Origin of the sequence: Mesorhizobium sp. WSM4989, assembly GCF_029625795.1 — a bacterium.
Taxonomy (GTDB): domain Bacteria; phylum Pseudomonadota; class Alphaproteobacteria; order Rhizobiales; family Rhizobiaceae; genus Mesorhizobium.
The window spans coordinates 550178-575896 of the sequence record NZ_JARTVN010000002.1 but is presented as its reverse complement, the minus strand read 5'-3'; the positions used below and the strand labels follow the sequence as shown (position 1 = coordinate 575896).

Annotated in this window: 27 protein-coding genes; 17 read left to right on the top strand and 10 right to left on the bottom strand. The window is 63.4% G+C overall.

From position 1 onward, the window contains the following. A partial coding sequence (locus tag P9217_RS15450; protein WP_278088295.1) for an SDR family NAD(P)-dependent oxidoreductase occupies window positions 1-707 on the top strand: 707 nt, incomplete at its 5' end. 249 nt (window positions 708-956) lie between these two features. Here the strand turns inward: P9217_RS15450 and P9217_RS15445 are convergent. Further along, a complete protein-coding gene (locus P9217_RS15445) occupies window positions 957-1733 on the bottom strand; it encodes an alpha/beta hydrolase-fold protein (RefSeq protein ID WP_278087206.1) in 777 nt (258 codons plus the stop codon). Between the two features lie 4 nt (window positions 1734-1737). Further along, entirely contained in the window at window positions 1738-2904 is a 1167-nt protein-coding gene (locus P9217_RS15440) for an ATP-grasp domain-containing protein (RefSeq protein ID WP_278087205.1), read from the bottom strand. A gap of 527 nt (window positions 2905-3431) precedes the next feature. Here P9217_RS15440 and leuA point away from each other — a divergent pair. The 4 genes from leuA (at window position 3432) to P9217_RS15420 (ending at window position 8810) form a co-directional block, all read left to right on the top strand. Further along, complete coding sequence (leuA, locus tag P9217_RS15435; protein ID WP_278087401.1) at window positions 3432-5108, top strand: 2-isopropylmalate synthase; 1677 nt, start codon at window positions 3432-3434, stop codon at window positions 5106-5108. 197 nt (window positions 5109-5305) lie between these two features. Then, window positions 5306-7090, top strand: a complete 1785-nt coding sequence (locus P9217_RS15430; protein WP_278087204.1) for a tetratricopeptide repeat protein — start codon at window positions 5306-5308, stop codon at window positions 7088-7090. Between the two features lie 233 nt (window positions 7091-7323). Beyond that, a complete protein-coding gene (locus P9217_RS15425) occupies window positions 7324-8124 on the top strand; it encodes an alpha/beta fold hydrolase (RefSeq protein WP_278087203.1) in 801 nt (266 codons plus the stop codon). A gap of 68 nt (window positions 8125-8192) precedes the next feature. Beyond that, on the top strand, window positions 8193-8810 hold the full coding sequence (locus tag P9217_RS15420) for a hypothetical protein (RefSeq protein ID WP_278087202.1): 618 nt from the start codon (window positions 8193-8195) through the stop codon (window positions 8808-8810). Here P9217_RS15420 and P9217_RS15415 read toward each other — a convergent pair. Beyond that, complete coding sequence (locus tag P9217_RS15415; protein ID WP_066994187.1) at window positions 8800-9738, bottom strand: metallophosphoesterase; 939 nt, start codon at window positions 9736-9738, stop codon at window positions 8800-8802. The genes P9217_RS15420 and P9217_RS15415 overlap by 11 nt on opposite strands. A gap of 68 nt (window positions 9739-9806) precedes the next feature. Here P9217_RS15415 and P9217_RS15410 point away from each other — a divergent pair, with 68 nt between their 5' ends. Beyond that, window positions 9807-10307 carry an NUDIX domain-containing protein gene (locus tag P9217_RS15410; RefSeq protein ID WP_278053655.1) on the top strand — a complete coding sequence of 167 codons (501 nt, stop codon included), beginning with the start codon at window positions 9807-9809 and terminating at the stop codon, window positions 10305-10307. A 1-nt stretch (window position 10308) separates the two neighbouring features. On the opposite strand, the gene P9217_RS15405 is transcribed toward P9217_RS15410, so the two are convergent. Beyond that, the gene (locus P9217_RS15405; protein WP_278087201.1) at window positions 10309-11295 is read right to left on the bottom strand and encodes a glutathione S-transferase family protein; all 987 of its coding nucleotides are present in this window, start codon (window positions 11293-11295) and stop codon (window positions 10309-10311) included. A gap of 273 nt (window positions 11296-11568) precedes the next feature. On the opposite strand from P9217_RS15405, the gene P9217_RS15400 reads away from it, so the two are divergent. From P9217_RS15400 to P9217_RS15375, 6 genes are all read left to right on the top strand, one after another. After that, complete coding sequence (locus P9217_RS15400; protein ID WP_278053658.1) at window positions 11569-12174, top strand: N-acetyltransferase; 606 nt, start codon at window positions 11569-11571, stop codon at window positions 12172-12174. A gap of 30 nt (window positions 12175-12204) precedes the next feature. After that, window positions 12205-12966 (top strand): 3-hydroxyacyl-CoA dehydrogenase, encoded by a 762-nt coding sequence (locus P9217_RS15395; protein ID WP_067326396.1) that lies wholly within the window; start codon window positions 12205-12207, stop codon window positions 12964-12966. 7 nt (window positions 12967-12973) lie between these two features. Continuing rightward, complete coding sequence (locus P9217_RS15390) at window positions 12974-14149, top strand: CaiB/BaiF CoA-transferase family protein (protein WP_278088294.1); 1176 nt, start codon at window positions 12974-12976, stop codon at window positions 14147-14149. Window positions 14150-14185: 36 nt separating this feature from the next. Beyond that, window positions 14186-14956, top strand: coding sequence for a HugZ family protein (locus P9217_RS15385; protein ID WP_095823571.1), 771 nt, complete (start codon window positions 14186-14188; stop codon window positions 14954-14956). A gap of 165 nt (window positions 14957-15121) precedes the next feature. Continuing rightward, window positions 15122-15460 carry a metalloregulator ArsR/SmtB family transcription factor gene (locus tag P9217_RS15380; RefSeq protein ID WP_066994170.1) on the top strand — a complete coding sequence of 113 codons (339 nt, stop codon included), beginning with the start codon at window positions 15122-15124 and terminating at the stop codon, window positions 15458-15460. Window positions 15461-15516: 56 nt separating this feature from the next. After that, window positions 15517-16314, top strand: a complete 798-nt coding sequence (locus P9217_RS15375) for an RNA methyltransferase (protein WP_278087199.1) — start codon at window positions 15517-15519, stop codon at window positions 16312-16314. Window positions 16315-16355: 41 nt separating this feature from the next. On the opposite strand, the gene P9217_RS15370 is transcribed toward P9217_RS15375, so the two are convergent. Both P9217_RS15370 and P9217_RS15365 read right to left on the bottom strand, forming a co-directional pair. After that, complete coding sequence (locus P9217_RS15370; protein WP_095823317.1) at window positions 16356-17501, bottom strand: hypothetical protein; 1146 nt, start codon at window positions 17499-17501, stop codon at window positions 16356-16358. A 137-nt stretch (window positions 17502-17638) separates the two neighbouring features. After that, entirely contained in the window at window positions 17639-18175 is a 537-nt protein-coding gene (locus tag P9217_RS15365; protein ID WP_245299591.1) for an EipA family protein, read from the bottom strand. 386 nt (window positions 18176-18561) lie between these two features. Here P9217_RS15365 and P9217_RS15360 point away from each other — a divergent pair, with 386 nt between their 5' ends. Together P9217_RS15360 and P9217_RS15355 are read left to right on the top strand one after the other, a co-directional pair. After that, window positions 18562-19191 carry a histidine phosphotransferase family protein gene (locus tag P9217_RS15360; RefSeq protein WP_067326376.1) on the top strand — a complete coding sequence of 210 codons (630 nt, stop codon included), beginning with the start codon at window positions 18562-18564 and terminating at the stop codon, window positions 19189-19191. A gap of 231 nt (window positions 19192-19422) precedes the next feature. Next, window positions 19423-19791, top strand: coding sequence for a response regulator (locus P9217_RS15355; RefSeq protein WP_066994154.1), 369 nt, complete (start codon window positions 19423-19425; stop codon window positions 19789-19791). Between the two features lie 64 nt (window positions 19792-19855). Here P9217_RS15355 and ctrA read toward each other — a convergent pair whose 3' ends face one another. Further along, window positions 19856-20551: a cell cycle two-component system response regulator CtrA gene (ctrA, locus tag P9217_RS15350; protein WP_006203583.1), complete on the bottom strand. Its 696-nt coding sequence runs from the start codon at window positions 20549-20551 to the stop codon at window positions 19856-19858. Window positions 20552-21000: 449 nt separating this feature from the next. Here ctrA and P9217_RS15345 point away from each other — a divergent pair, with 449 nt between their 5' ends. Next, window positions 21001-21378 (top strand): flagellar export protein FliJ, encoded by a 378-nt coding sequence (locus P9217_RS15345; protein ID WP_095777257.1) that lies wholly within the window; start codon window positions 21001-21003, stop codon window positions 21376-21378. Window positions 21379-21457: 79 nt separating this feature from the next. Here the strand turns inward: P9217_RS15345 and P9217_RS15340 are convergent, their stop codons facing one another. After that, a complete protein-coding gene (locus tag P9217_RS15340) occupies window positions 21458-21865 on the bottom strand; it encodes a helix-turn-helix domain-containing protein (RefSeq protein WP_095777256.1) in 408 nt (135 codons plus the stop codon). Between the two features lie 90 nt (window positions 21866-21955). Between P9217_RS15340 and P9217_RS15335 the strand changes: the two genes are divergently transcribed. After that, window positions 21956-22882 carry an NADP-dependent oxidoreductase gene (locus tag P9217_RS15335; protein WP_278087198.1) on the top strand — a complete coding sequence of 309 codons (927 nt, stop codon included), beginning with the start codon at window positions 21956-21958 and terminating at the stop codon, window positions 22880-22882. A 69-nt stretch (window positions 22883-22951) separates the two neighbouring features. Here P9217_RS15335 and P9217_RS15330 read toward each other — a convergent pair whose 3' ends face one another. Next, on the bottom strand, window positions 22952-23227 hold the full coding sequence (locus tag P9217_RS15330) for a DUF1153 domain-containing protein (RefSeq protein WP_006203587.1): 276 nt from the start codon (window positions 23225-23227) through the stop codon (window positions 22952-22954). Window positions 23228-23484: 257 nt separating this feature from the next. On the opposite strand from P9217_RS15330, the gene mnmA reads away from it, so the two are divergent. Continuing rightward, window positions 23485-24675 carry a tRNA 2-thiouridine(34) synthase MnmA gene (mnmA, locus tag P9217_RS15325; protein ID WP_278087197.1) on the top strand — a complete coding sequence of 397 codons (1191 nt, stop codon included), beginning with the start codon at window positions 23485-23487 and terminating at the stop codon, window positions 24673-24675. A 52-nt stretch (window positions 24676-24727) separates the two neighbouring features. Here mnmA and P9217_RS15320 read toward each other — a convergent pair whose 3' ends face one another. Next, window positions 24728-25693: a Gfo/Idh/MocA family oxidoreductase gene (locus tag P9217_RS15320; RefSeq protein WP_095777253.1), complete on the bottom strand. Its 966-nt coding sequence runs from the start codon at window positions 25691-25693 to the stop codon at window positions 24728-24730. Window positions 25694-25719: the final 26 nt, after the last annotated feature.

Below are 25719 nucleotides of genomic sequence, written 5' to 3'. Positions count from 1 at the left end.
ACCGCAAGGCCGATGCCTTGCGCGCCGCCCGACGCCTGCTGTCGTCGGGCGCAAGCGTCGCCATCTGGGACATCGACCAAGCCGCGATGGCGAGCGCTGTGGCCGAGCTTGCTCCCTTGGGCCGGGTCGATGCCTTGCTTTGCGACCAGTCGCAGATCGAGGCCGTCGACCGCGCCGCCATCGAGACCGAGCAGGCGCTCGGGCCTGTCGATCTCCTTGTCAACAATGCCGGCATTGCCGGGCCGGCCGCGACCGTTGTGGACTATGACCCCGCCGCCTGGCGGCAGATCATCGAAATCGACCTCAACGGCGTCTTTTACTGCTGCCGACGTCTGGTGCCCGGCATGATCGCGCGCAACTACGGCCGCATCGTCAATGTCGCTTCCGTGGCCGGCAAGGAAGGCAATCCCAACGCCGCCGCCTATTCGGCCGCCAAAGCCGGCGTGCTTGCGCTGACCAAGTCGCTCGGCAAGGAACTCGCCGGCCTCGACATCGCCGTCAACGCGTTGACCCCCTCGCCCGCCCGCACCCGTATCCTCGAACAGCTCACCGAGGCCCAGGTGACCTATATGCTCAGCAAGGTGCCTCGCGGTCGATTCGTCGAGGTGGAGGAGGCTGCGGCCATGGTCGCCTTCATGCTGTCGGACGAGAATTCCTTCACCACTGGCGCCACCTTCGATCTGTCCGGCGGGCGCGCGACCTACTGAGCGAGGATCGCGACAGCGCGCCCACGCCGCCATTCCACATGACCCGAGGTGGCGGCCAACCCCGCGACGCGCATCAAAAGGGATTGTACGCCGATACTGTCGGATTGGTTCCAGCGCGCGATCTCTTGCGTCCGCGGAAGGAACGGCCCCAATCGGTGAGCAAGGCATCGGCGGTGAGGGTTCGAGAAAGGCCCCGGGTGGCCGGCATTGGTGGCTTCGACAAGCGGTGGATCGGGTCGGGCGCGGTCATCAGTCGATCCTGTGCATCAGGTCGTCATCGAGCCAGCGGCCAAAGAAATAGACGAGTTGCTTGTGCCACCACGGCCAGTCGTGGCTGACGTCGCCGCCCCAATAGTCGACCCAGGCCGCAATGGATTTCTCGCGCAGCACCTGCTCCAGTTCGCGCGTTTCGACGAGCATTCGTTCTTCCCAGGCGCCCTGCCCGCAGCAGAAGATCAGCCTCAGCGCCCTCAGCCGCCCGAGCAGCTTCTGGTCGACGATGCCCGGCAGATAGTCGAGCGGCGAATTGTAGAAGATGCTGCCCTCCAGCGCCCGACCGAAAAAGTCGCGGGTCGAATAGACGCCGGATAGCGAGATCACGCCGCTCGCCAGCTCCGGAAAGCGGAACACGAAATTCGACGAGTGGTAGCCGCCCATCGAGCAGCCGCAGAACAGCGGCTTGAGGGCGCGTCCGCCATTGGCCTTGGCGGCAACCGCCTGCAGCTCCGGCAGCGCCTCCTCGCGCACATAGCGGAAATAGGCTTCGTGGCGGGCGATGCGACTGACGGGATCGCCATGCTTGTCGAAGAAGGATTCCGAATCGATGCCGTCGAGCGTGAACAGCTGGATGCGGCCGGTGTCGACGAATTCGGCGAGTGCTGCGACGCCTCCCGAATCCTCGAACTGGTAAAAACGCCCCTGCGAGGTGGGAAACACCACCACCGGCCGCCCGGCATGGCCGTAGCGCTTGTATTCCATGTCGCGGCCGAGATTGCGGGCATGGGCCTTGTGATAGGAGACGTCCATCGGCTCACGCCTTTTCCGCGTGGATATAGTCGACCGCCTGACGCAGCGCCTTCTGGTCCTTCGAGCGCATCTGGTAGGCGTAGTTCCCCATGGCGCGGCTGAAAACCTCTTCGATGGCCTGATGGTGGACGATCTTGTCGCCGTGGGCGGCTAGCACGTCCTCATGGCTGTGCAAATAGTCGAGGTGTCGCTTGCGGCTGGCATAGGCCGTGAAATACTTGCCCTTGTAGGGCCCGCCGGCCGCGTCCTTCACCACCATGTTGGCCCATTCGGCATAGACGTCGATGTCGAAAGTGTAGTTGATCGCATCCGTCATCCAGGCGCCTGGCGGCCGCATGTTGACCTCCAGCGCAATGATGCGCTTGTTCCTGGTCTCGAACAGTTCGATGTGGAAGAAGCGCTCGCGTACGTCGAACGCCTTCAGGATCTTGCGGCCTGCCTCCTCGACCGCGGGCGTAATCTCGGGGAAGCAGGTGTAGCTCATATGGCGGTCGCGGTTGACCACCTCCATGACGCTCTGGTCGTAGCGGTGGCTCGCCGCCAGCACCACCTCGCCGTCGCGGTTGACCAGCCCGTCGAAGGTCACCACCAGCCCCTCGATGAACTGCTCCATGACGAAGGTCACGCCTTCGGGCTTGTCCTTGAAGAACTGATCGAGCTCCTTCGCGTTGGAGATCTTGAACGTGTTCGAGGCGCCGGAGCCCGAATCCGGTTTCACCACCACCGGATAACCGACCCGGCGGATGAAGGTCATGGCGCCGGCCCGATCGGAGCATTTGCGTTGCGGGATTGTCTCGACGCCGCTCTTGCGGAAGAAGGCCCGCATGCGGCTCTTGCGCTTCAAATTCTTCACGAAGTCGAGCTTGGTGCCGAAGATGTTGAAGTCGGTGCGGATATTGGCCTCGAGCTCCAGCCAGTGCTCGTTCAACGACTCGAAGCGGTCGATGCGGCCCCATTTGTGGATGAAATGGCCCATCGCCCGGAATACGGCATCGTAGTTCTCCATGTCCGCGACCCGATAATATTCCGAAAGCGCCGCCTTGAGCTTGCTGCTCAGCGTCTCATAGGGCGCGTCGCCGATGCCGAGCACGGTAGCGCCGGCCTTCTTCAGCCGGTCGCAGAAATCGGCGCCGTTGCCCGGAAAATGCGGCGAGAAGAACACGAAATTCATGCACGACCTCCCCCTCGGATCAGGTCCTCCGGAGGCGAGTGTGGCGCATTTGGCTGATGCGGGGAAGAGCCGCGCCAAAGCATGTCGACCAAAACTGTGCAGCGGTTTTGGGAAGACGATATGCATGAAACCAAAGACTTAAAGCCGGGCCGGCACTTGCCTCCGGATGGCCGCTCCTGTAAGAGAGCCGGCATGACCACGCGCACCCGCTCCGTCGCTTCTTCTCGCCCCGGCTTTGCCCGCGAGACCGTGCGCGCGCTTGCTTCGACCCTGCTCCTTCTCGGCCTTATCGGCGATCGCCGGGTTCGCTGAAGGAGCGCCCGGCGGTCGAAAACCGCCGCTTTGGGCGCCTGCTCCTTGGCTAGATTGGCAAGTCACATCAAGCGAACGAAATTCTTTGGTAAAGGCGCCGCTCGGCACCGATCCGCCTGAAGGCGGTCCCACGAGCCGCCGGGAGAAAGACGATGAATAGAAGAGAAGCAATCCGCGCCGGCGAGGCCGAAACGGGCGCGCAAGCGCCCGGCCACATGGCCGATGCCGCCCGCAAATATCAGCCCTACCCGACCGTCAACCTCGCCGATCGCACCTGGCCGTCCAAGGTGATCGACAAGGCGCCGATCTGGTGCTCGGTCGACCTGCGCGACGGCAACCAGGCGCTGATCGACCCGATGGGCCATGAGCGCAAGGCGCGCATGTTCGCGCTGCTGCTCGACATGGGCTTCAAGGAGATCGAGATCGGCTTCCCGTCGGCCTCGCAGACCGACTTCGACTTCGCCCGCTGGTGCGTCGAGGAGGGCGGCGTGCCCAAGGACGTGTCGCTGCAGGTTCTGGTGCAGTGCCGGCCCGAGCTGATCACGCGGACCTTCGAGGCGCTCGAGGGCGCCCACCGCCCGATCGTGCATTTCTACAACTCGACCAGCGAGCTGCAGCGCCGCGTCGTCTTCGAAAAGGACGTCGCCGGCATCAAGCGCATCGCCACGGATGCCGCCAAGATGATCACCGACATGGCCGCCAAGGCCGGCGGCGGCTTCCGTTTCGAATATTCGCCGGAGAGCTTCACCGGTACCGAGCTCGAGGTCGCGCTGGAGATCTGCAACGCCGTCACCGAGATCGTGAAGCCGACGGCCGACAACAAGCTGATCGTCAACCTGCCATCGACGGTCGAGATGTCGACGCCCAACATCTATGCCGACCGCATCGAGTGGATGTGCCGCAATCTCGACAACCGCGACAAGCTGATCATCTCGCTGCATCCGCACAACGACCGCGGCACCGGCATCGCCACCACCGAGCTCGGCCTGATGGCCGGCGCCGACCGCGTCGAGGGCACGCTGTTCGGCAATGGCGAGCGGACCGGCAATGTCGACATCGTGACGCTGGCGCTCAACATGTACACGCAAGGCGTCGATCCCGAGCTGGACTGCTCCGACATCAACCGGATGAAGGACGTCTATGAATATTCGAACCAGCTGAAGATCCCGGAACGCCACCCCTATGTCGGCGAGCTCGTCTACACCGCTTTCTCCGGCTCGCACCAGGATGCCATCAACAAGGGCATGAAGGCGCTGCGCAAAGCCAACACGCCGGTTTGGGAAGTGCCCTACCTGCCGATCGACCCCGCTGATGTCGGCCGCACCTATGAGGCGATCATCCGCATCAACTCGCAGTCGGGCAAGGGCGGCATCGCCTACGTGCTGCAGGCCGACTACGGCCTCAATCTGCCGCGCAACCTGCAGATCGAGTTCAGCCAGGACATCCAGGCGATCACCGACGCCGAAGGCAAGGAAGTGCCGGCCAAGCGCATCCACGAGCGCTTCCTCGAAGCCTATGTCGACCAGCCCGGCGCCAGGCTGAAATTCCTCGACCATCGCACCTATCCGGACACTGCGGTAAAGGGCCGTCGCGTGGTCGAGGCGGAGATCCTCGACAACGGCAAGGAAGTCACCATCACCGGCACCGGTACCGGCCCGATCGACGGCTTCGTCGATGCGCTTTCGCGCCATATCCGCGTCGACATGTCGGTGCTCGACTATTCCGAACATTCCTTGCAGCGCGGCTCGAACGCCTCGGCCATTTCCTATGTCGAGATGGAATATCCCGGCGGCAAGCTGTTCGGCGCAGGCATAAACACCAACATCGTCGCCGCCTCGCTGGAGGCCGTGGTCTCGGCCGCCAACCGCATCCTGGGCCGCAAGCCCGCCTGATTGTTCGATTGATAAAGCGTGGCCCGTTCATCGGACGTGCCACGCTTCATGGCAGGCGCGAGCCGCGTTCAAATTCGTTAACCGGCCGGTAAATTTACCGTGGCTTACGCGATCACATAACAGAAGGTTCCTTGTGCGCTGGAGCGCGCGCTATATTATCGCGCCCTAACCTGTGCCGACTCTGAAAGGTCCGACACTTGGAGCCTGCCACGCCTGCCGCCCCCGCAGTGCGCGAGACATTGGAGCGACTGCTTGCCAGCGAAACGTTCGGACGATCCGAGCGGGCCCGCAGGCTGTTACGCTATCTGGTCGAACGCGAGCAGGCAGGCGAAGCCGACCGGCTGAAGGGTGTGTCCATTGCCATGGATGTCTTCGGCAAGGACGGCGATTTCGACGGATCGACCGACGCGGTCGTCAGGGTCCAGGCGGGGCGGCTGCGCGAGCTTTTGGATCAATATTTCGCCAGCGAAGGCATTGGCGAGCCGGTACGCATCGCCATTCCGCGCGGCGGCTATGTGCCTTCTTACGAGTTGAACGCCATACGGCTCCCAGCCGACGCCAAACCCGCGGATGACCCGATCGCCCGGCCTTCCAAGCATTTCGAGAAGCCCGAGGCCGCCGCCGCACCGGTCGACGCCGTGCCGCTGACGACGACCCCGGCACCGACCGAATCCGCGTCATCGCTGACGCGCCAGTTGCGGTTCTTCTGGGCCGCCATGGTGCTGGTCATCGCCATGCTGGGTATCCTTGTCGTCCGCCAGGGTAACGCCTTTCTTCATGGTGACGACGCGGCCGCGCCGGTCGAAGTCGAAACGGCAGGCGCGACCAGCAGCGTCGCCTCCCAAACGTTCGACGGGCTGCCTTTGATCTACTTGGCCATCAAAGCCGACGGACCCGAGGCGGCCCGTGTTGCTTCCTCGCTGCGCGCCGGTCTGGCCGGCTTCGATACGATAGACTTCATCGGACGCGACGCCGACGCTACGCGCAATCGTTCCGCCGATTCGATCAGCTTCGTTTTCGATCTTATTCCCGGGACTAACGCCGGCGACGTCATGATCGAGCTGCAGAGCGTCGCGACGGGACGGGTTCTCCTGTCACGCAACCTGACATCGGCCGAAAGCGCGCCTGGTGCTGTCGAGAGCAACATCGCCAATCTCCTGAGCTCTACCGTCCCCGCTTCGGGCGCGATCTACAGCTATATCGACCAGAGCGATATCCGGACCAGCCAGATAGGATGTCTGGTGCTCGACGACCTCTACTATCTCGACCAGAGCGCCAAGGCGCACGAAGCTGCGTATCGCTGTCTGGAGAAGCTGGTCAGAGAAAGCACCAAATCATCGCTCATCTACTCGGAACTGGCTTCCCTGCATCTGGAAGCCGTCAACAACCGCTACGCCTATCCGCCCGGCGCAACGGTCGAGCAGGCCATGTCGTTTGCCCACCGCGCCATTCAGATGGCACCGATGAGCCCGCACGCGCATCGCGCCTACGGCTACCTCAACTCGCGCCTCGGCAACACCGACGAAGCGATCCGCTGGATGCGCAAGGCTTATGAGCTCAACCCCTACGATCTCGGCATGGCCGCCGCTTATGGCTACGGCCTGATCTTCGCTGGCAGATACCAGGAAGGGACGCCGATCCTGGGCCATGCCGTCGAGGCCTTCAGCGGTCATCCGACCTGGTGGGACTATGGCCTGTTTGTCGGAGCCTTCATGCAAGGCGACACCCAGAGGGCAGCGATTGCCAGCGAGTCGCTGCGGACCACCGCGTCCAAATCGCATTACCTGGCGGCGCGCCTGATCGGCGCCAAGATCTCAGGCCGCGACAAGCTCGCAAACGAATTGGCGAACGAGCTCACGGCCGAATTCCCGAAATTCGCCGCCAATCCGCGCGCCACTTTTGTTGACAGGAAGTACCCCGCCGATCTCATCGACCGGCTGGTGCAATCCTTGCGCTCTGCGGGGATTGGCAATCCGAGCTGAGCGAACGTGGAGCATTCGCTGACGTGCGGACTGATTGGAATATTAAATTCGCACGCCGGATCTGCTCGGCACAGCGGGCGTCGACACTCAACGAGTCTTAGGCCTGCTTACGCGTTCGATTGGGGCGCGCACGGCGAATTCGCGAAGATTTTACTGGCTATCGACCTGCTCAGGGAGCAATTCAGCCACAATCTTGAATTGCCCCTCATACTGCTTCACAGCCAACAATCTCGATGTTTAACTCTCTTCACGTCGCCGAAAGCGGTGCTGGCTCGAAGACGATCGTCTTCCTGCACGGCTTCGGCGCTTGCCATTCGATCTGGCGCGACGTGATTGCGGGATTGACGCCCGATGTGAGGACACTTGCCTACGACCTGCCGGGCCACGGAAACTCCCTGGAGTGCCAGGCGGCAGGAGTCAAGCAGGCCGCTGGGGTTATCCTGGCCGATCTGGGCAAGCGCCGCCTGGGCAAAGTTCACGTCGTCGGCCATTCCATGGGCGGCGCGATCGCGACATTGATGGCATCTGCCGATCCCGAAAGGGTGGCCTCGCTGACCTTGCTGGCGCCCGGCGGCTTCGGCCCCGAGATCAACGGTCCGTTGCTGCGGCGCTATGCGGCCGCGGCCGATCGAGATGAGATCCGCGCCTGTCTTGCCGCCATGTCGGGGCCGCAAAGTTCTCCTCCTCAACACGTGGTGGAGGCGCTGTGCGGCATGCGCAAACGGCCGGGCCAGTTGCGGACCCTCGTCGGTGCTGCAGCCGTGATCACCAGGGAAGACCGGCAAGGTGTCATCCCGAGCGAACGGCTGGAAACCCTGAGCATGCCGGTGATGGTGCTTTGGGGAACGGACGATCCCGTCCTGCCCGTCGCCCAGGCCGAGGACTTGCCGCCGCATTTCCACCTGCACCACGTGCTGGAGGCGGGCCACATGCTGGTCGAGGAGGCGCCTGACCTGATTGCAGAGGCCGTGCGCCGCAACACGCGTCGCCGCGGCAGAATCCAGAGACCGGTGTTCAGCGCAGCCGCAAGCTGAGCCCATCTCGCAGTGCATTTTGCCGGCGACTGTGTTAACTCGCTGTTTACCAACAGCGAGGCAGCGCCATGAAGGATGCAGGCGACAAAATCACCCCGATCGAGCCATCGCGAAAGCTCGCGGACGCGATCCGCGACGTCAAGAACGCCTTCGCCGACCGCGATGATGTGGTGGTCGACATGCGCGAGGCGCACCGCATGCGGCTCGAGTTGCTGGCCGCGGAGCTCGCCCCCGTTTTCGCCGACGTGCCGACGGATATCGACAATTTCGACTTCGCCGTCTCCTCCGGCCTGCAGCCGCGGCTGTGGGTCGATGCCGTCAGCCATGTCGCCATGGGGCGGGATCGCCGCACCTTCCGCTTCCTTAAGGACACGCGCATCGGCCGCGTGGTGCTGGCCGAATCGACCGACATGAAGCCCGTCGCCGATGCCGTTACGCGATACGTGGCCGAGCGTGTCGTCGAGCGGCAGCGGATGATGGAAGGCGCGGTCGAGAGCGCGGTGACTGGCCTGCATCGAGCCGAGGTCCGGGAAGCCGAGCCGCCCTTGCAGGCTGCAACGCGCCGCAACGGCTGGACGACCTTCTTCGCCGGCCTCGGCTTGATCGCCGCCGGCGCCCTGGTCGGCCTGGCGGTATCGCTGGTGCTGTTCTGGGACCGCATCGCCCAGATGAAGATCAGCTTCTGACGACGGGCTCGCGCACCACCGGCATATCGGCACCGAGCTCGATCACCTGAATGTCCGACGGCGGCAGTGCCGGACCGGTCAGGCCGCGCCGTGTCAGGCGGATGGTCCAACCACCTTTTTTTCCGCCGATCTCGAACAGATTGTACTGAGCGGCGGGATGATCGCCGCCCGGCGCCTGGCCGGCGGCGGCCACGCCGACCACCGGCACCTTGACGCCGCGCGGACCGATGGTGAACAGCGAAGGCAAGTGCGAGTGGCCGTGCAGCACAAGCTCGGCGCCATACCGGCGAATGACTTTGTGGAAGCGCGCGATACCGAACAGCCGCTTATGCTGCGAGACCGCGCCACGCACCGGCGGATGATGGATCATGATGGCGCGAAACAGCCCCTGTCTGGCCGTCGCGTCGAGGATGTTGCCGAGCCGCTCCGCCTGGCCCTCCATGAAGAAGCCGTTGGCCATGAAGGGCGCCGTGGCCCGCGCCGTCGTGACGCCGATCAGAGCGACATCACCGCGAACCCGCAAATAGGGAAAGGAATTGCGGTCGATCGGGCTGTTGATGCCGTCGCCCGTCATCCACGGCGCCCATGACCGGCAAACCTTGTCGAAGGCGCCCGGCACATAGGCATCGTGATTGCCCGGCACCACGGATACGTCATTCGCAGAGCCCAGCGTCTCCAGCCAATGTTTCGCCATCTCGATCTCGCCATCGAGCGCCAGGTTGACGAGATCGCCGGTGACCGCGAGGTGGTCGGGGGCGTTGGCTTTGATATCGCCGACAATCGTGTCGATCACCGCATCGTGCATATGACGGCGGCGGTTGCGCTGCCAGTTGACGTAACCCAGCACGCGCTTGGACGCGAGATCGCGATAGGTTACATCGGGCAGCGGCCCCAGATGGACATCGGAAATATGTGCAAGCCTGAGCATAGCCCCTTCTTAAGCGACCCGGTCCGGGCTTTCTACTCAACGTTTCCTGTCCGCTCGCGGTTTCGTGGATGACTGGCGCCGATCCGGAACAGGCGTTCCGCCAGACCGGCTGGGCGGGACTGCGGGCAAGGCTGTTCCATCTCTATTTCCTGCTGCGGCGCCCGATGACGCTTGGCGTGCGCGGCTTGATCTACGACCGCGCATCCAACTCCATCTTCCTCATCCGCCACACCTATGTTCCGGGCTGGCAGTTGCCTGGCGGCGGCGTCGAGGTCGGCGAGACGCTTGTCGAGGCGCTGGCGCGCGAGCTCGCCGAGGAGGGCAACATCGCGTTGACGGCTCCGCCGGTGCTGAGATCGATGCACTTCAACCGTCGCGCCAGCACACGCGACCACGTCGGCCTCTATCTGGTCGAAGCCTTCAACCAGACGGCGCCGAAATCGGCGGACCATGAGATCGCCGAGGCGGCGTTCTTTCCGCTCGACCGTTTGCCGGCAGATGCGACGCCGGCGACGCGACGTCGGATTGCCGAAATTTTCGGCGGCGTGCAGGTCTCGGCCTACTGGTAACTCATGCCGCCTTCCTGAACCGGCCGCGATCATGTGGTGCGGCATAGTCGAGTTCAGGTCCCGCCGGGATTATCCCCGTCGGATTGATCGATTTGTGGCTGCCGTAGTAGTGCGACTTGATGTGATGCAGGCTGACCGTGCCTGACACGCCGGGCACCTGGTAGAGGTCGCGCAGATAGTTCGACAGGTTCGGATAGTCGGCGATCCGGCGCAGATTGCATCTGAAGTGGCCGACATAGACCGGATCGAAGCGCACCAGCGTGGTGAATAGACGCCAGTCAGCTTCGGTGATCCGGTCGCCGACAAGATAGCGCTGCTTTGACAGCCGCTCTTCCAACGTGTCGAGTGCTGCGAAGAGCTCGCCGAACGCTTCCTCATAGGCTTCTTGCGAGGTGGCGAAGCCGGCGCGATAGACGCCGTTGTTGATCGCCGGATAGACCAGCGCATTGATCCTGTCGATCTCGGAACGCAACGCCGGCGGATAGAAGTCCAGGCTCGCATCACCCCATTCGTCGAAGCCGGAATTGAGCATGCGGATGATTTCTGACGACTCGTTGCTGACGATGGTTTCCTGTCTTTTGTCCCACAGCACCGGTACGGACGCGCGGCCCGAATAGCCGCGATCGGCCTTGGCATAGATCTGGTGCAGGAAGTCGAGGCCGTAGAGCGTGTCACCGGTTGCGCCGTCCTCGGCTGTGAAGGTCCAGCCGTTCTCGCCCATGAAATGGTGCACCACGGAGACGGAGATGATGTCTTCCAACTTCTTCAAGACGCGGAAGATCAAGGTCCGGTGCGCCCAGGGGCAGGCGAGCGAGACGTAAAGGTGATAGCGCCCGGGCTCCCCCTTGAAACCGCGTTTGCGCCCTTGCGCCGGCGCACCGTCGCGCGTCACCCAGTCGCGCCATTGCGCTTCGGCACGCACGAACCTGCCGCTGCTGTCGGCAACGGTCGAGCGGTCCTGCCATTTGCCTTCAACTAGCAATCCCATGCGAAATCTCCCTCAGGTTCCAACGGACATCTAGGCGCTTACCCGGAATGTCGAAGCCCTCAGGCGCTGAACAGTTCGTCAAACGGCGAAAAGAAAGGTGAAAAGGGCCGATTGCAGCCGTGAACAATTGATGCTAGCGGAAGCGCCCATGTTTGACTTTGCCACGATCCGGTTCGACCGACGACGAAAGGACGCCCGCGCTTGATGAAGCGCTGACTGGCGAACGCTGCCGCTTGCAGCAAACCTTTCCTCGCATACCGGAACGCAAAGACCATGAGCCTTGCCGACGTGAAATATCTGCCGGAGACCCCGGCGCACGATCCTGAAATCGAAGCCATCAACGACGAGGCCTTCGGGCCGGGCCGTTTCGTGCTGGCCGCCTATAAGATCCGCGAGGCGGGCGGGCACGACCGCTCGATGTCCTTTGTCGCCGTCGAGGACGAGACGGTGATCGCCTCGGTGCGCATGACGCGCGTGGCGGCAGGCGCCGGACGCGCCATGATGCTTGGCCCGCTTGCCGTCCGGCCCGCCTTCAAGAATCTCGGCATAGGCCGCAGGCTGGTCGCGATCGCGCTCGAAGCCGCCGCGAAGGCCGGCGCGCCGGCCGTCATGCTGGTCGGTGACGAGCCCTACTACGGGCCGCTCGGCTTCAAGCGCTTCCCGCGTGGGCAGATCACCATGCCGCGTCCGGTCGATCTCGACCGGCTGCTCCATCACGAAATCAGGCCTGGCGCGGTGGCCCGGTTCGTCGGTGAGGTCTGTCATGCGGATACGGCGCGGGTTGCCGACCTGGCCCAGGTCGCGGTCCGCGCCTCGGCCATTCCGCAGTCCTCGATCGATCCGGTCATTCAGGTTGCGCCGCAGCAGCGCGCTTCGTAGCATGATCCGAAATTCTGGGAGGACGCCACCATGACCCCGAACGGCCAGATCGCGATCGTCACTGGCGGTGGCTCCGGCCTTGGCGAAGCGACGGCGCGCGCCCTTGCCACCAAGGGCGCTAAGATAGCGATACTCGATATCGGTATCGATCGCGCGGCCAAGGTTGCCGCCGATATCGGCGGCATCGCGGTTCAATGCGATGTCAGCAGCGCAGACAGTGGCAGCGCGGCGATCGCCGAAGTGGCGGCAAAGCTCGGCGAACCGCGCATCCTGGTCAATTGCGCCGGCATTGCCATTGGAGTGAAGACGGTCGGCAAGGATGGCCCGCACCCGCTGGATCAATACCGCAAGGTGATCGAGATCAACCTGATCGGCACCTTCAACATGATCCGCCTGGTCGCCGACCGGGCGGCGAAACTCGACCCGCTCGCCGGCGGCGAACGCGGCGTCATCGTCAACACGGCGTCGGTCGCCGCCTATGACGGCCAGATCGGCCAGGCTGCCTATTCGGCGTCCAAGGGCGGCGTCGTCGGCATGACATTGCCGGTGGCGCGCGACCTGGCGCGCTCAGGCATTCGCGTCTGCACCATCGCCCCAGGGATCTTCAAGACCCCGATGATGGCCGGCATGCCGCAAGAGGTGCAGGATTCGCTCGGCGCTTCGGTGCCCTTCCCGCCTCGCCTCGGCGAGCCCTCGGAATATGCAGCACTCGCGCTCCACATCATCGAGAACCAGATGCTGAACGGCGAGACCATCCGCCTCGACGGCGCGATCCGCATGGCGCCCAAATAAAAGCGAAATGAGCACGCCGCCGACAGCCGCCGACAAGACAGGGCCGTTGGCTGGCCTCAGGCTGATCGAGATGGCGGGCCTCGGCCCGGTGCCGCTCGCCGCCTTGATGCTATCGGAGATGGGCGCAGACGTCCTGCGCATCGAGCGGGCGGACGCCAAAGAGCCGCTTCTATCCTTGCCCGAGGCCCACGACCTCGACCGCCACGGCCGCTCCATCCTCAGGCTCGACCTGAAGCGGCCGGACGGCGCGGAGCTTCTGCTGCGCCTTGCGGAAAAGGCCGACGTTCTCATCGAAGGTTTTCGCCCAGGCGTCATGGAGCGGCTGGGCCTCGGGCCTGATGTCGTGCTGGAAGGCAATCCTGCGCTGATCTACGGCCGCCTCACGGGTTTCGGCCAGGACGGGCCGCTATCGCGCCGCGCCGGTCATGACATCACCTACCTCGCCTATGCCGGCCTGCTGCATGCCGTCGGCCGGCAGGGAGCGCCGCCCGTGCCGCCGCTGAACCTAGTCGCCGACCAGGGCGGCGGCGCCATGATGCTGATCGCCGGCGTGCTGGCGGCCCTGTTCCAGCGCTCGCGCACCGGCAAAGGTCAGGTGATCGATGCCGCCATGGTCGAGGGTGCATCGATGCTCGCGGCTCCGATCCATGCCTTCATGGCGGCCGGCCTCTGGAGCGAGCGACGCGGTGAGAACCTGCTCGATTCCGGGGCCCCCTTCTACGACGTTTACGAGGCGGCGGACGGACGGCATGTCGCCATCGGCTGCCTCGAACCGCAATTCTTTGCCGAGTTCGCCCGATTGTTGCCGCTCGACCGGCGTTTTGTCGGCGGTCAATATGACAGGACATCGTGGCCCGACATGCGCGCTGCCATTGCCGCGAGAATCAGAGCGAAGACACGCGACGAGTGGGCCGAGGTGTTTGGACCGACCGACGCCTGCGTCGCTCCCGTCCTGTCGCTGACCGAAGCCAGGGATCATCCGCAGAGCCGCGCCCGGCAAAATTTTGCAAGATCGGGCGAGCTCGAACGTCCGACGCCGGCGCCGCGCTTCTCCAGCGCCGCCTCGACCCTTGCCGCGGCGTCGACCGTCGCCGACCGCCGGCCTTCGGCTGTGCTGGCACGCTTCGGCATCGACGAGACTGAAATTGAAGCCCTTGTCAGGTCCGGCCTGTTTGGCCGATAGCCGGAGAGTAGAAATCAACTTATCGCGGTGAGCGCTGTGACCGAGACCAGGAAGGATGTCATCCGCGAGACCGACACCGAGGCCGTCAGGCTGGCGAAGACTCTGGTCCGCTCGGCCCGCTTCGGCGCGCTTGCGGCGATCGAGCCCGGCACCGGGGCGCCGCTGGCAAGCCGGGTCGGCGTGGCGACCGACATCGACGGCGCGCCGCTGATCCTGGTCTCGATGCTGTCGGCGCATACCGGCGCGCTTCTCGCCGACCCGCGCTGCTCGCTGCTCGTCGGCGAACCCGGCAAGGGCGATCCGCTCGCGCATCCCCGCATCTCGCTTGTATGCCAGGCGCTGCGGTTGGAGCGCGGATCGGCGGGTCACGCCCGCGCCGAACGGCGCTATCTCAACCGCAATCCGAAGGCGAAACTCTATGCCGGGCTCGGCGACTTCTCGATATTCCGGCTCGAGCCTGAACGCGCCAGTCTCAATGGCGGCTTCGGCAAAGCCTATCTTCTGGATCGCGCCGACCTGATCGCCGGCGGCCCGATCGTCGAGGAGCTGGCGGCCAGCGAACAGTCGGCCCTGGACCACATGAATGCCGACCATCGCGATGCGCTTTGCATTTATGCGCGCCATTTCGGCCGGGCCGAAGGCGATGGCTGGATCGCTACGGGTTTCGATGCGGACGGCATGGATCTGGCTTCTCCGGATGCCACCTGCAGGGTCTTCTTCCCTCGGCCTCTCGGCACTGCCGGCGAGTTGCGGTCCGTGCTGGTCGAGATGGCCAGGGCCGGGCGCGCCGCAGGCCGGGCACAGTAGCGAAAGTTAATCGTCCCGGATCGAAAGCAACTCTTGAGATTTAGGTAAAATGATCTACCTTTTGTTGCAGCGCCGATTCAGCGGCGCTCCCTGACCTGAATATCGTGGAAATCAGCCGCCATTGCCCCCATGGCAGCTGGATGAGCCAGAAAACATGGGGGATCCATGATCTCAAGCAAGCTAGTCGCCAACGCAGAATCGGCTGCCGCGTTTCTGACGCTCATGGGCAATGAAAAGCGGCTGCTGATCGTCAGCTATCTGATCGAGGGCGAAATGTCCGTCGGCGCCATCGCCGAGAAAGTCCAGTTGAGCCAGTCCGCTCTGTCGCAGCATTTGGCCAAGCTGAGAGCGCTTGATATCGTCGAGACGCGTCGCGATCGCCAGATGATCTATTATTCCTGCAACTCCGACGCGGTGCGCGAGCTGCTTCGCACGCTGGAAGGCATTTTCGGCGACGGCGACCTGTCTCAGATGGCCTACAGGATGCGCCGCGCCGGGACTTGACCCGGGCTCTGCAAAGCCCCTTACCTTGCTGACGATCGTTCGCCGGCGAGATTTCTATGAACCTCATCCCTGTCGACGACCCGCGGGATCCGCGTGTCGCCGCCTATCTCGATATCCGCGAGCGCGATCTCGTCGGCCGACATGGGCGCTTCGTCGCCGAAGGCAAGGTGGTGCTGGATCTTCTGCTGTCGGCCGGACGCTTCGCGGCGGAATCGGCCCTCATTCTGGAGAACAGGCGGGCGGGCCTCGAAGGTGTCTTGCGCAAGGCGCCAGCCGACCTCCCGATCTATGTCGTAAACGGCGACGTCATGGACCGGATCGCCGGCTTCCACATGCATCGCGGCGTATTGGCGATTGGCGTTCGGGGCTCTCCTCGACCGGCCGAGGTGCTGCTCGAAACCTTGCCGGCAAGCGCGTTGGTCGTGGTTCTGGTCGGCATATCCAATCATGACAATATGGGCTCGATCTTCCGCAACGCCGCAGCCTTTGGCGCGGACGCCGTGCTTCTCGATCCCACCTGCTGTGATCCGCTTTACCGCAAGGCGATCCGCGTTTCGGTCGGCGCGGCGCTGAAGGTGCCCTTCGGCTCCTTCGACGATGCGATGAGCTTGACCGCAACGCTTGACCGGATGGGTTTCGCCCAGTTCCCGCTCTCGCCGCGCGGCGAAACGGACATCCGCGCTGCGGAAAGAACGTCTCGGCTGGCCCTCTTTCTCGGCACGGAAGGCGAAGGCCTGCCCGAGACCCTGCTCAGTCGCCTGCGGACCGTACGGATCGGCATGGCGGAGGGATTCGACAGCCTGAACGTTGCAGCCGCATCGGCCATCGTCCTGCATCACTTCTCGAAACGATAGCGGCGCAGGACCAAGACGCTCCGCTCGCCACGGCATTCGGATCAGTTGCTTGCGTTGGCCTTCTGCAAGGCCCTGACACGGTCCGCGAGGCTGATGCCGCGCTCGCCAATATCTTGCCGCTCGTCGCGAGGTGTCGCCAAGGCCTTGGCGATCGGCGAATCCGGCCCTTCCAGCTTCATCGTCAGGTTGACGACCTCGGCTGCCAGTTCGTTCATTTGTTCGCGAAGCGCCGCACCGGCGCGCGGCGCGTCGCCTGCCTGTTCGGGCTGTGCCGTTTCGAGCACGGCAAGATCGGTCTTGAGCCGCTTGTTCTCCCGCGCAAGCGCCGTCAGCCGCGCCTCTAGCCGCTCGCGATCGCCTTCGAGCTTGGCGATGGCATTGTCGATCCCTTGGACTTCGTCGGCCTTATGCGTTCCGCCATTTACCGCATGATCTTTGCTTGGGCGTTCGCGCATCCGCGCCAGCTCCTTTTCGCGCCTGTCCAGCTTTTCCTCGCGGTCGGCAAGGGTTGCAAGCAGCCGTTCGACCTTCTTGTCCAGCTCGGCCGTCCGCTTCTTCTCCGCCTTGAGCGCGTCCCTGGCGGCTTTGCTTTCCGCTGCCAGTTCCTGATTGCGCCGGTCCGCTTCCTTGCGCTGGCTGCGCAGCACCGCAATGTCATTGGCAAGCTTGTCCAGTTCCGATTCGCGGGCGACGAGCTCGATCTGGCGGTTTGAGGAAGAAAAGCTGGCTTCGTCATACATCTGCTCGAGCTTTTGCAGCTCCAGCGCGCGCTTCTCCAGCGAGCGCTCCGCCTGCGCCAGCTTTTCCGTAAGCTTGTGCAACTCTTCCTCGCGCAGCCTGAGCTCCGCGTTCTTGGCCTGCAGATCGGAAAGCGCCTGAGTCTTGTCCTTCTTCTCGACCGCCAGTCCCTTCAGGGCCTCCTGGGCGCGGCCGATCTCGACCAGTTGCTCGGCCACCTTTTCCTTCAGATTTTTGATGTTCATCTCGAGTCGGCGCGTGTTCATGGCGAACTCGGCGCGGATACGGTCCTTCTCGGCCAGCATCTCGGCAGGCGTCAGCGGCATCGAGGCCTCAAGGCGCCGGCGTGTCAACACGACGGCCCGCCGCCAGACGGCCGGCGCGATCAGCGACACCAGAAAGGCCGCGCAGAGGAAGCCGAGTGCGAAGAACAGGATCGACTGGACCAAGGTGGACTATCCGTATGCGAGGCGGCAACCCGCCATGCCGACTGTGCCACCTTGGCATGGCGGAAATCCAGCGCCGCGGCAAGAGCACGCCGCGGCACGATCAGTCTTATCCGAGCGGCTGTGGCAATCCTGTCCGGTCAGAACGGATTCCACGTCGCCCGCTCGGTCAGCTTCAGATAGCCGAGATTGACGCCGAGCCGGGCACCGACCCCGGTGCGGATCGGAACGAGCAGCACTCTGTTGCTTTGCAGCACGTTGAAGCCGACGCCCGCCACGACATAAGCCGATCCGGCGACGCCGCCGAAGCGGTTGTAGAGGCTGCTGATATCGTCGAGATTGTAGACCAGCATCATCACGCGCGAGCCTTCGCCGCCGAAATCCCAGCCGAGCGATGGGCCTTGCCAGAACACCTTATGGTCGCCGGCGTTCTTGGTGTACAGCGTGCCCTCGCCATAGGTCAGGCCGCCGATCAGCGCGCCGGATCCCTCCTCGCCGAGCAGATAACCGTTTGGCAGGCCGTAGGACGCGAACACCTTTTCGACCACGGTGGCGAGGCCTCCCGACGTCGCGCCGAAGAACTTGTGGCCGGAATCGACAATCTCTTGCGCGGTGTATTCCTGGGCCCGCGACGCCGAGGTTGAGAGGATGAGAGCACCCGAGAGGGCGATCGTCATGGTGAGGACGCGGACGAACATCCGGTCAAAGAATCGGGAAAACATGCTTCCAATCTCCGTCAGGGAGCACTTTCGCCGACGCCTCGTATCCCTACGGCTCTTGGCGGCCGTTTCGAGATGACTGTTACGGGCAAACTATGCCGTAATCCTTTTTCAACCATTAAGCTGGCGCAGGAAGATGGCGGTTCGAGGGCTGAAGAGCCTGACACGATCTCTATCAGCCTCAATTTCGCGGCATCACGCACCATTTTCGCTGTCCGCAGCTGTGGATTTGTTGATGCATGGACGGACGCTGTGTATTCAGAAGGCCTTGGAAAAGAGCGTGATTCGCGTAGCGGGCGCGACAACGTTCGGCCATGACATGTGAACCAGCAGGGATTTCTCCGATGGCCGAGCTCTTCACCCTCTCCGCCCCCGATCTGGCTGCGCTTTTGTGCAGCCGCGTATGCCACGACATCATTTCCCCGGTCGGCGCCATAAACAACGGCCTCGAACTGCTCGATGAAGGCGGCGCCGACGAAGACGCCATGAAGCTGATTCGCCAGAGCGCCAGGAACGCCTCGGCGCGGCTGCAGTTTGCCCGCATCGCCTTCGGCGCCGCGGGCTCCGCCGGCATGATGATCGATACCGGCGACGCCGAGGCCGTGGCCATTGCCTTCCTGAAGAACGAGAAGCCGGAACTTGTCTGGAACGGCGCCCGCGCGCTGCTGCCCAAGAACAAGGTCAAGCTTCTGCTCAATCTCATTCTTGTCGCCAATGCCGCCATACCGCGTGGCGGCAGGCTGGTTGTCACGTTGGAGAACCTCGAGACCGAACCGCGTTTCTCGCTGTCGGCGAGCGGCCCCATGCTGCGGGTGCCGCCGAAATTCCTCGAGCTGCATTCGGGCCACAAGCCCGAGGAGCCGATCGACGCCCACTCGGTCCAGCCTTATTACACGCTGCTTCTGGCGCGCGAGGCGAACATGACGATCTCGATCCATGCGACGGCCGATGAGATCGTGTTGTCGGCGGCCTGAGCGACAGCCAAGAACAGGTCAAGTATCCATTGTCACTGATCTTGCAGCTGGCAGTGCGATCGAAGCATTGCCTGCCGCCTGGCACTGCAATGCATCGCAGGCCAAAACCGCGCAAAGCGGTTCTTTGGAAAAACTTTACCTAACCGCTTTTCGGCTTCTTTACCAGATTGTTCTAGGGTGCCTCACGGTTACCGGATTGCCGGTTCGGCAGATGGCAAAGAGGACCCGGAAATGAAACGCTGCCTGTTCGTGGACGACTCGAGCGTCATCAGGAAGGTCGCGAAGCGTATCCTTGGCGGCTCGGACATCGTGGTCTTCGAGGCGGCCAGCGGGCTTGATGCGATCGAGATCTGCTCCGGCGACATGCCCGATGTCATTGTTGTCGACGGCGGCCTGCCGGATATGCAGGCGGTCGACCTCATTCGCCGCATCCGTGCCATCGAAAACCCCGTCAAGCCGCAGATCCTGGTCTCGCTCGTCGAAGTCGATGTCGGCTCGATCATGCGAGCGAAACGTGCCGGCGCCCAGGGTTACCTGCTGAAGCCCTTCAACCGCGCGCAGTTGCTCGAGAGCTTCCGCTTCCTGAAAATCGCGGCCTGAGCTTTTCGACACCCCAAACAAAAACCCGGCCTGAGCCGGGTTTTTTGTTTGAATTGGCAGAGGATCAGGCGCTGACGCGGATGTCTTCCGGCTCACGCAGCACATAGCCGCGGCCCCACACCGTCTCGATGTAATTCTGGCCGCCGGACGCTGCGTCGAGCTTCTTGCGCAGCTTGCAGATGAAGACGTCGATGATCTTCAGTTCCGGCTCGTCCATGCCGCCATAGAGGTGGTTGAGGAACATTTCCTTGGTAAGGGTCGTGCCCTTGCGCAGCGAGAGCAGCTCAAGCATCTGATATTCCTTGCCGGTCAGGTGCACGCGCTGGCCGCCCACCTCGACCGTCTTGGCGTCGAGATTGACCACCAGGTCGCCGGTGGTGATGACCGACTGGGCGTGGCCCTTGGAGCGGCGCACGATGGCGTGGATGCGCGCCACCAGCTCGTCCTTGTGGAAAGGCTTGGTCATATAGTCGTCGGCGCCGAAGCCGAGGCCGCGCACCTTATCCTCGATTCCGGCCATGCCGGAGAGGATCAGGATCGGAGTCTTGACCTTGGAGAGGCGAAGCGTGCGCAGCACCTCGTAGCCCGACATGTCGGGAAGGTTAAGATCGAGGAGGATGATGTCGTAATCGTAAAGCTTGCCGAGATCGACCCCTTCTTCGCCGAGGTCGGTCGTATAGACGTTGAAGCTTTCCGATTTCAGCATCAACTCGATGCTCTGTGCGGTTGCACTGTCGTCTTCAATCAGCAAAACACGCATTTCATTCCCCTTTTCTGCCGCCGGGCCGCGTCACGACCCGTCCCGAACCCGGAGCAGTGATTGCCTGAACAGAAGGTGCCACCGACTGGTTAACAAATCCTAATTTCGTGTCGGTCACGATATCAGATTTTTTAACCCCTTTCTACACCCACTTGAATCTAATAACGAATCGTAGACCCAAATCGCTCATGTACCACATTAATAAGCAAGCCTAAGTGACTCCAGAGACTCGCAGGCCGCGCTTCCTGCCGCTGTCCGGAATTTTTACCCGGCCTTAAGTCCTCGCCCGTATGATTAACAATGCCCGTAAACGAATGGTTACCGCCGGCAAAAATCTTTAGGGCTTTGTTTCCCATAGAGCGGGGAAAGCCGGTGGAAACGGGCGACGCGTAGGCCTTTCGAGGTCGATGGGACGATATGCAGGTGTGCGTTTTGCGGAGTACCGAGTCATGAAGTCACGTGAAAACCTCGTTCGGCTGAAGCAGTTTCAGGTGAATGAGAAGCGGCGCCAGCTGTTGCAGCTGGACATGATGATCGCCGAATTCGAACGCATGGCCGTCGAGTTGGAGGCGCAAATCGTCGCTGAAGAGAAAAAAGCCGGCATCACCGACATCAATCATTTTGCCTATCCGACCTTCGCCAAGGCGGCACGACTGCGCCGCGACAACCTCAGGAACTCGCAGAACGATCTCGCCCAGCAGCGAACCATGGCCGAATCATTACTCGGCGAAGCTGAAGCGGAGCTTTCCAAGGCGGAGATGCTGGAATCGCGCGACAGCAAGATCCGCGACGCGGAAGTGGGCGGCCGCAGCGCCATGATCGGCTGACCGCCGAGCGCAATTGATCCCTCGGAGCCCTGCCTGATCGCCGTTTCGAACCACGAGCCGAAAAAGCCCGGCCTCCGGCTTAGGGCAGCATCGCCGTTTCATCATCCTGATGGTCCACCGATGCCCGCGCTCGGGCTTCCTTGATGTCGGGGGCATGCTCTTCCGCCCAGGACCTGATCTGGCTGAGCAGTCCCGCAAGGTTCTGGCCGAGCTCCGTCAATTCATACTCGACCCTCGGCGGTATGACCGGATAGACCTCGCGCCGGACGAGCCCGTCGCGCTCCAGCACGCGCAGCGTCTGCGTCAGCATTTTCGGCGTGATGCCTTCCAGCTTGCGGGCGAGCTCGCCATTGCGCAGGCGGCCGCGCCGCAACGCGCAAACCGTCAGATAGACCCATTTGCTGGCCAGCATTTCGAGCACCGTATGCGACGGGCATGTGCGCCGGAATGCATCGTAGCCAAAGGAACCGCTGTCTTCACTATCCATGAGGTATCTATATATCCGAAAGGTGCATACTAGACAAGCGATTGTTACTATCCAAATGATAGCGGCAGCAATCAAGCAGGAGAGCATCCAATGCGTGCCGTTACCCAGAATTCCGTTGGCGAACCCGACGTCCTCTTCGTCGCCGAACAGCCGGCCCCCTCGCCCAAGGCCAGCGAAGTTCTGGTCCGCGTCAAGGCCGCGGGCATCAACCCGGTCGATGGCGCGGTGCGCGCCGGCTACTTCCCTCTCATCGGCGAACCACCTTTCATTCTCGGCTGGGATATCTCGGGCACCGTCGAGGCGCTGGGCACCGGCGTGACCGCCTTCAAGCTCGGCGATGCGGTCTTCGGCATGCCGCGCTTCCCCAAGCAGGCCGCCGCCTATGCCGAGTTCGTCGCCACGCCGGTGGACGAGATCGCAGCCAAGCCTGCCGCCATCGACCATGCCCAAGCCGCGGCGCTGCCGCTGGCCGGGCTGACCGCCTGGCAGGGTCTCGTCCGCCACGGCGGCCTGCAATCCGGCCAGCGCGTCCTGATCCACGCCGGCGCCGGCGGCGTCGGCCATCTCGCTGTGCAGATAGCCAAGGCGCGCGGCGCCTGGGTCATCGCTACTGCGAGCCCGGACAAGCTTGAATACGTCCGCTCGATCGGCGCCGATGAGGTCGTCGACTACACCAACGGAGATTTCACCGAACGGGTCCGCGATATCGATCTGGTGCTGGACGCCATGGGCGGCGACCATGCCGACCGGTCACTGAAAGTGCTGCGCGAAGGCGGCGTGCTGGTGTCGCTGCTCAACGTCCACGATGCGACAAGGGCCAAGGCCGGGGAGCGCAACGTCCGCGTCGAGCGCATGTCGGTGGTGCCGGATCGCGAGGGGCTGGTGGAACTCGCCAGGCTAGTCGATGCCAGGAAGCTCGCCGTGCACGTGGCGAAGGCTTTTCCGCTGAACCAGGCGGGTGCCGCCCATGCCTTCCTCGCCACCCGACCGATCGGCAAGGTTGTGCTGACGGTTTGATCAGCGCAGATCCCGGAAGCAAAAGGGCGCGGAGTTCCGCGCCCTTCTTTGGTTTCCGGCAGTCGGAGCCTAGTGCCGGTACTGCTGGATCCGCGTCGTGCGCAGCCCGGCAAGGCCATATTCGTCGATCGATGCCTGCCAGGAGAGAAACTCCTCGGTGGTCAGCTTGTAGCGCTGGCAGGCCTCTTCCAGGCTGAGTAGTCCGCCGCGGACCGCCGCGACGACTTCCGCCTTGCGCCGGATAACCCAGCGCCGTGTATTCGTCGGCGGTAGATCGGCTATCGTGAGAGGGCTGCCGTCGGGCCCGATAACATATTTGACTCTAGGTCTAACCAGATCGGTCATCGTACTCTCTACTAAAAACTCAAAGACCCAATCCCCGCCACCGTACCGCCACAGCTTTAAAAATTGCCTAAGCGAAGCCTAATGACTAGGTAAGGATCGTGAACGTCGCGTTAGGTTTTCGTTCGGCATTTGAGATAATCGGGGTCCGGCCCTGATTTTGCCCGATAAAATCGCTTGAGGAGCCAAGCTGGCGCCGCCGGGATGCTTGACCTATATTCCGGCCATTGGCAGCCAGCGCCACGCAGATTGAAAGAACCATGAACAGCCTCGATCTTCCCCGACGCCCAGAAGACACCCGCGTCGTCGTCGCGATGTCGGGCGGCGTCGATTCATCGGTCGTTGCCGGCATCCTGAAGCGCGACGGCTATGATGTTGTCGGCGTCACCCTGCAGCTTTACGACCACGGCGCGGCAACGCACCGCGCCGGTTCCTGCTGCGCCGGCCAGGACATCGACGATGCCCGCCGCGTTTCCGAGACGCTCGGCATCCCGCATTACGTGCTCGACTATGAAGAGCGCTTCCGCAAGGCGGTCATCGATCCCTTCGCCGAGAGCTACGTCGCCGGCGAGACGCCTATCCCCTGCGTGTCCTGCAACCAGACGGTCAAGTTCGCGGACCTTTTGGCCACCGCCCAGGATCTCGGCGCCGATGCTTTGGCCACGGGCCATTACATCCGCTCGCGCGCCAATGGCGCGCATCGCGCGCTCTACAGGCCGGTCGATGCAGACCGCGACCAGAGCTATTTCCTGTTCGCCACGACCCAGGCGCAGATCGACTATCTGCGCTTCCCGCTCGGCGGACTTCCCAAGCCGCAGGTGCGGGCGATCGCCGAGGAGATGGGGCTGACGGTCGCCGCCAAGCAGGACAGCCAGGACATCTGCTTCGTGCCGCAGGGCAAGTACTCCGACATTATCGCCAAGCTGAAGCCGGCGGCCGCCAATCCGGGCGATATTGTCCATATCGACGGTCGCGTGCTCGGGCGTCACGAAGGCATCTTGCGCTTCACGATCGGCCAGCGCCGCGGCATCGGCATCGCTTCGGGCGAGCCGCTCTATGTCGTCCATCTCGACGCCGACCGCGCCCGCGTCATTGTCGGCCCGCGCGAGGCGCTGGAGACGCACAGGATCTACCTGCGCGCCATGAACTGGCTCGGCGACGGCCCGCTCTCCGACGTTCCGGCCGGCGGGATCGAGCTTTTCGCAAAAGTCCGTTCGACCCGGCCGCCGCGCCCGGCCGTGCTGCATCACCGCGACGGCGTGACCTCGGTCGAGCTGGTCGACGGCGAATCCGGCATCGCGCCCGGACAGGCCTGCGTGCTCTATTCCGATGACGGCGATGAGGCGCGAGTCTATGGCGGCGGCTTTATCGAGCGCTCCGAGCGCGGCGCCGAGGCCGAGGCGATGCTGTCCAGGCTTGCGCAGCAGCCCGCGCACGTCCCCGCCGAGTAACCCACGCCTTCAATCGGGCGCTTTGCCTCAGGATTCCTTTTGTGGTCGCGCCTTAAGCGGGCGACCCGCTATGCGCCACCGTCCCAGCCGTCAGGATGCGCAGCACCCGGATCGCTTCCTCGCCGTCGGTGCGGGGTTCGGCGCGCGTCTCGATGCACTGCATGAAGTGGGCGAGCTCGCGCGTCAGCGGCATGCCTTCGCCGACCGCAACGTAGGAAGGCTCGTTGGCGGTGAAGGCCCACTGTCCGCTGTCCTGCCAGACCGCGTGCCTGTAGACCGCAAGCTTGCGCTCCCACGGCTCGACATCGTCGAACACCGCCATCGCCTTGGTTCCGACCACGGTCAGCCGGCGCTCGCGATAGGGATTGAGACGAGAAGCGAACAGATGGCTGCGCACGCCGTTCGGAAAGCGCATGTGCAGATGCGCGAAGTCGCTGAGGTTGTCGAGCAGTGCCGCGCCCTCGCCCCTGACCTCGATCGGCTCGGTGCCGGTGATGGCGAGGATCATCGAGAGGTCATGCGGCGCAAGGTCCCAGAGCGCGTCGTTCTCGGTGTGAAACTTGCCGAGGCCGAGCCGGTGCGAGTGAATGTAGCGCACCTCGCCGAGCTCGCCATTGTCGATCAACGCCTTCAGCGTCTCGAAGGCGGGGTGGAAGCGCAGCACGTGGCCCACCATGAAGACGCGGCCATTGTTCCTGGCCGCCTGCACCGAACGCTCGGCGTCCGCGACCGTCAGCGCGATCGGCTTTTCCACCAGCACGTCCTTGCCGCCCTCGATGGCGCGCAGCGCCATGTCGGCATGGAATTGCGGCGGCAGCGCCATGACAATGGCGTCGACATCGGCGCGCTCGAACAGCTGGTCCGGCCCGATCGCCAGGCAGTCCTGCTCGCTGGCAAAGCCTTCGGCGCGGGCACGGTTGACGTCGGAAACGGCATGGAGCGCGCCAAGCGCCTTGAGGGTGCGGATGTGGTTGCTGCCCCAGTATCCGCAACCGAGGACGGCGATGCGCGGCTTCATTCGCTCAAACTCTAGAATTTCGTGGC

Coding starts and splice junctions, on each gene's coding strand:
- P9217_RS15445 (WP_278087206.1), bottom strand. CDS start 1,733: ATGGACGTCTCCTATCACAAGGCCCATGCCCGCAATCTCGGCCGCGAC.
- P9217_RS15440 (WP_278087205.1), bottom strand. CDS start 2,904: ATGAATTTCGTGTTCTTCTCGCCGCATTTTCCGGGCAACGGCGCCGAT.
- leuA (WP_278087401.1), top strand. CDS start 3,432: ATGGCCGATGCCGCCCGCAAATATCAGCCCTACCCGACCGTCAACCTC.
- P9217_RS15425 (WP_278087203.1), top strand. CDS start 7,324: ATGTTTAACTCTCTTCACGTCGCCGAAAGCGGTGCTGGCTCGAAGACG.
- P9217_RS15420 (WP_278087202.1), top strand. CDS start 8,193: ATGAAGGATGCAGGCGACAAAATCACCCCGATCGAGCCATCGCGAAAG.
- P9217_RS15415 (WP_066994187.1), bottom strand. CDS start 9,738: ATGCTCAGGCTTGCACATATTTCCGATGTCCATCTGGGGCCGCTGCCC.
- P9217_RS15410 (WP_278053655.1), top strand. CDS start 9,807: ATGACTGGCGCCGATCCGGAACAGGCGTTCCGCCAGACCGGCTGGGCG.
- P9217_RS15405 (WP_278087201.1), bottom strand. CDS start 11,295: ATGGGATTGCTAGTTGAAGGCAAATGGCAGGACCGCTCGACCGTTGCC.
- P9217_RS15400 (WP_278053658.1), top strand. CDS start 11,569: ATGAGCCTTGCCGACGTGAAATATCTGCCGGAGACCCCGGCGCACGAT.
- P9217_RS15395 (WP_067326396.1), top strand. CDS start 12,205: ATGACCCCGAACGGCCAGATCGCGATCGTCACTGGCGGTGGCTCCGGC.
- P9217_RS15390 (WP_278088294.1), top strand. CDS start 12,974: ATGAGCACGCCGCCGACAGCCGCCGACAAGACAGGGCCGTTGGCTGGC.
- P9217_RS15380 (WP_066994170.1), top strand. CDS start 15,122: ATGATCTCAAGCAAGCTAGTCGCCAACGCAGAATCGGCTGCCGCGTTT.
- P9217_RS15375 (WP_278087199.1), top strand. CDS start 15,517: ATGAACCTCATCCCTGTCGACGACCCGCGGGATCCGCGTGTCGCCGCC.
- P9217_RS15365 (WP_245299591.1), bottom strand. CDS start 18,175: ATGACGATCGCCCTCTCGGGTGCTCTCATCCTCTCAACCTCGGCGTCG.
- P9217_RS15360 (WP_067326376.1), top strand. CDS start 18,562: ATGGCCGAGCTCTTCACCCTCTCCGCCCCCGATCTGGCTGCGCTTTTG.
- P9217_RS15355 (WP_066994154.1), top strand. CDS start 19,423: ATGAAACGCTGCCTGTTCGTGGACGACTCGAGCGTCATCAGGAAGGTC.
- ctrA (WP_006203583.1), bottom strand. CDS start 20,551: ATGCGTGTTTTGCTGATTGAAGACGACAGTGCAACCGCACAGAGCATC.
- P9217_RS15345 (WP_095777257.1), top strand. CDS start 21,001: ATGAAGTCACGTGAAAACCTCGTTCGGCTGAAGCAGTTTCAGGTGAAT.
- P9217_RS15340 (WP_095777256.1), bottom strand. CDS start 21,865: ATGGATAGTGAAGACAGCGGTTCCTTTGGCTACGATGCATTCCGGCGC.
- P9217_RS15335 (WP_278087198.1), top strand. CDS start 21,956: ATGCGTGCCGTTACCCAGAATTCCGTTGGCGAACCCGACGTCCTCTTC.
- P9217_RS15330 (WP_006203587.1), bottom strand. CDS start 23,227: ATGACCGATCTGGTTAGACCTAGAGTCAAATATGTTATCGGGCCCGAC.
- mnmA (WP_278087197.1), top strand. CDS start 23,485: ATGAACAGCCTCGATCTTCCCCGACGCCCAGAAGACACCCGCGTCGTC.
- P9217_RS15320 (WP_095777253.1), bottom strand. CDS start 25,693: ATGAAGCCGCGCATCGCCGTCCTCGGTTGCGGATACTGGGGCAGCAAC.